This window comes from Nodularia harveyana UHCC-0300, assembly GCF_034931085.1.
Taxonomy (GTDB): Bacteria; Cyanobacteriota; Cyanobacteriia; order Cyanobacteriales; family Nostocaceae; genus Nodularia; species Nodularia harveyana.
Genome location: NZ_JAYGHG010000063.1, coordinates 1 through 3,080, shown reverse-complemented (window position 1 = coordinate 3,080; position 3,080 = coordinate 1). Strand labels below are relative to the sequence as shown.

The following is a 3,080-nucleotide window of genomic DNA, read 5'->3' as shown; positions in this document are numbered from 1 at the left end:
AAAGTGGTCAAGCTAATAAGGGCTGACGGTGGATACCTAGGCACACAGAGGCGAAGAAGGACGTGGTTACCGACGATATACTCCGGGGAGTTGGAAGCAAACATTGAGCCGGAGATCTCCGAATGGGGCAACCCTAAATACTACCTGCTGAATATATAGGCAGGAAAGAGCCAACCCAGCGAACTGAAACATCTAAGTAGCTGGAGGAAGAGAAATCAAAAGAGATTCCCTAAGTAGTGGTGAGCGAAAGGGGAAGAGCCTAAACCAAGAGATTTATCTCTTGGGGTAGTGGGACAGCGACATCGAATCTAGCGGTTAAACGAAGCAGCGAAATACTGCACCAAAGAAGGTGAAAGTCCTGTAGTTGAAAACTCAAGGATAGTAGCTGAATCCCGAGTAGCATGGGGCACGAGGAATCCCATGTGAATCAGCGAGGACCATCTCGTAAGGCTAAATACTACTGTGTGACCGATAGTGAACCAGTACCGCGAGGGAAAGGTGAAAAGAACCCCGGAAGGGGAGTGAAATAGAACATGAAACCGTCAGCCTACAAGCAGTGGGAGTCCGATTCAACGGATGACCGCGTGCCTGTTGAAGAATGAGCCGGCGACTTATAGGCACTGGTAGGTTAAGGCGAGAATGCCGGAGCCAAAGGGAAACCGAGTCTGAAAAGGGCGAAAATCAGTGTTTATAGACCCGAACCCTGGTGATCTAACCATGGCCAGGATGAAGCTTGGGTAACACCAAGTGGAGGTCCGAACCGACTGATGTTGAAAAATCAGCGGATGAGCTGTGGTTAGGGGTGAAATGCCAATCGAACCAGGAGCTAGCTGGTTCTCCCCGAAATGTGTTTAGGCGCAGCGGTAATGATTAAATCTGGGGGGTAAAGCACTGTTTCGGTGCGGGCTGGGAGACCGGTACCAAATCGAGACAAACTCAGAATACCCAGAGAACACATTGCCAGTGAGACAGTGGGGGATAAGCTTCATTGTCAAGAGGGAAACAGCCCAGACCACCAGCTAAGGTCCCCAAATCATTGCTAAGTGATAAAGGAGGTGGGAGTGCAGAGACAACTAGGAGGTTTGCCTAGAAGCAGCCAACCTTAAAAGAGTGCGTAATAGCTCACTAGTCAAGCGCTCCTGCGCCGAAAATGAACGGGGCTAAGCAATGTACCGAAGCTGTGGGATTGATTTAATTATCAATCGGTAGGGGAGCGTTCCGTAGTAGGTAGAAGCAGTAGCGGCGAGCAGCTGTGGACGAGACGGAAGTGAGAATGTCGGCTTGAGTAGCGCAAATGTATGTGAGAATCATACACCCCGAAACCCTAAGGGTTCCTCCGCCAGGTTCGTCCACGGAGGGTTAGTCGGGTCCTAAGGCGAGGTCGAAGGGCGTAGTCGATGGACACAGGGTGAATAATCCCTGACTATTGTGTGGGAGCATTGCAAGGGACGCATAAAAGATAGCCATACCCTGATTGGTTTGGGAGGAGTTTACGAACTCCGCGTGGTGAAGGATAGTGCCAAGAAAAGCTTGTAATGTGATGAAGACACAATACCCGTACCCGAAACCGACACAGGTAGGGAGGTTGAGAATACCAAGGGGCGCGAGATAACTCTCTCTAAGGAACTCGGCAAAATGGCCCCGTAACTTCGGGAGAAGGGGTGCCCACCTAAGACGTGGGTCGCAGTGAAGAGATCCAGGCGACTGTTTACCAAAAACACAGGTCTCCGCTAACTCGAAAGAGGACGTATGGGGGCTGACGCCTGCCCAGTGCCGGAAGGTTAAGGAAGTTGGTCAGGGGTTCGCCCTGAAGCTGACGACTGAAGCCCCGGTGAACGGCGGCCGTAACTATAACGGTCCTAAGGTAGCGAAATTCCTTGTCGGGTAAGTTCCGACCCGCACGAAAGGCGTAACGATCTGGATGGTGTCTCAGAGAGAGACTCGGCGAAATAGGAATGTCTGTGAAGATACGGACTGCCTGCACCTGGACAGAAAGACCCTATGAAGCTTTACTGTAGCCTGGAATTGTGTTCGGGCTTCGCTTGCGCAGGATAGGTGGGAAGCGATGAAATATTCCTTGTGGGGAATATGGAGCTAACGGTGAGATACCACTCTGGCGAAGCTAGAATTCTAACCCGTGACCGTAAGCCGGTCAGGGAACAGTTTCAGGTGGGCAGTTTGACTGGGGCGGTCGCCTCCTAAAAAGTAACGGAGGCGCGCAAAGGTTCTCTCAGCACGCTTGGAAACCGTGCGAAGAGTGTAAAGGCAGAAGAGAGCTTGACTGCAAGAGAAACAACTCGAGCAGGGACGAAAGTCGGCCTTAGTGATCCGACGGCACAGCATGGAATGGCCGTCGCTCAACGGATAAAAGTTACTCTAGGGATAACAGGCTGATCTCCCCCAAGAGTCCACATCGACGGGGAGGTTTGGCACCTCGATGTCGGCTCATCGCAACCTGGGGCGGAAGTACGTCCCAAGGGTTGGGCTGTTCGCCCATTAAAGCGGTACGTGAGCTGGGTTCAGAACGTCGTGAGACAGTTCGGTCCATATCCGGTGCAGGCGTAAGAGCATTGAGAGGAGCCTTCCTTAGTACGAGAGGACCGGGAAGGACGCACCGCTGGTGTACCAGTTATCGTACCAACGGTAAACGCTGGGTAGCCAAGTGCGGAGCGGATAACCGCTGAAAGCATCTAAGTGGGAAGCCCACCTCAAGATGAGTGCTCTCACTACGAGAGTAGGTAAGGTCACGGGCAGAACACCCGTTTATAGGCTCTAAGTGGAAGTGCAGTAATGTATGAAGCTGAGGGGTACTAACAGACCGAGGGCTTGACCTCAAAACATTGGTGACTACTTAATTCGCGTAACTATGCAGCCTTCAGGGTTACTGTTTGATTCGTTATTTCTAATTCTTTAACTACGAATTACGAATTACGAATTAGTAATTACACTCTTTCCTGGTGTCTATTGCGTGGTGGAACCACACTGATCCCTTCCCGAACTCAGAGGTGAAACGCTACTGCGGCGACGATAGTTTAGGGGTAGCCCTACGCAAAAATAGCTCGATGCCAGGTTTATCTTTA

The 3,080-nt window shown here is 51.3% G+C and carries 2 rRNA genes; both read left to right on the top strand.

From position 1 onward, the window contains the following. Nucleotides 1-5: 5 nt before the first annotated feature. Nucleotides 6-2,834 (top strand): 23S ribosomal RNA (locus tag VB620_RS20710). 119 nt (nucleotides 2,835-2,953) lie between these two features. Then, nucleotides 2,954-3,071, top strand: a 5S ribosomal RNA gene (gene rrf, locus VB620_RS20705). Nucleotides 3,072-3,080 lie beyond the last annotated feature (9 nt).